Genomic DNA, 1,061 nt, shown 5'->3' with positions numbered 1-1,061 from the left:
CTCCGTAAGCTCTGATCGGTCGAAGATACCAGGTGGCTGCGACTGTTTATTAAAAACACAGCACTCTGCAAACACGAAAGTGGACGTATAGGGTGTGACGCCTGCCCGGTGCTTGAAGGTTAATTGATGGGGTTAGCGTAAGCGAAGCTCTTGATCGAAGCCCAAGTAAACGGCGGCCGTAACTATAACGGTCCTAAGGTAGCGAAATTCCTTGTCGGGTAAGTTCCGACCTGCACGAATGGCGTAACGATGGCCACACTGTCTCCACCCGAGACTCAGTGAAATTGAAATCGCAGTGAAGATGCTGTGTATCCGCGGCTAGACGGAAAGACCCCGTGAACCTTTACTATAGCTTCACAGTGAACTTTGAACCTACTTGTGTAGGATAGGTGGGAGGCTTTGAAGTGAGGACGCCAGTTCTCATGGAGCCAATCTTGAAATACCACCCTGGTATGTTTGAGGTTCTAACTCAGATCCGTTATCCGGATCGAGGACACTGTGTGGTGGGTAGTTTGACTGGGGCGGTCTCCTCCCAAAGAGTAACGGAGGAGCACGAAGGTGCGCTCAGCATGGTCGGAAATCATGCATAGAGTGTAAAGGCAAAAGCGCGCTTAACTGCGAGACAGACACGTCGAGCAGGTACGAAAGTAGGTCTTAGTGATCCGGTGGTTCTGTATGGAAGGGCCATCGCTCAACGGATAAAAGGTACTCCGGGGATAACAGGCTGATACCGCCCAAGAGTTCACATCGACGGCGGTGTTTGGCACCTCGATGTCGGCTCATCACATCCTGGGGCTGAAGCCGGTCCCAAGGGTATGGCTGTTCGCCATTTAAAGTGGTACGCGAGCTGGGTTTAGAACGTCGTGAGACAGTTCGGTCCCTATCTGCCGTGGACGTTTGAGATTTGAGAAGAGTTGCTCCTAGTACGAGAGGACCGGAGTGAACGAACCTCTGGTGTTCCGGTTGTCACGCCAGTGGCATTGCCGGGTAGCTATGTTCGGACGGGATAACCGCTGAAAGCATCTAAGCGGGAAGCCTCCTTCAAGATAAGATCTCACTGG

At 52.2% G+C, this 1,061-nt stretch carries 1 rRNA gene; it reads left to right on the top strand.

The annotated features are described in order from the left end of the window. Window positions 1–1,061 (top strand): 23S ribosomal RNA (locus ASC49_RS19535); the annotation flags it as partial.

Origin of the sequence: Marinomonas fungiae (genome assembly GCF_001418205.1) — a bacterium.
GTDB lineage: Bacteria > Pseudomonadota > Gammaproteobacteria > Pseudomonadales > Marinomonadaceae > Marinomonas > Marinomonas fungiae.
Note: the sequence above shows the minus strand (reverse complement) of the source record. Positions and strands in the feature narration are given on the sequence as shown.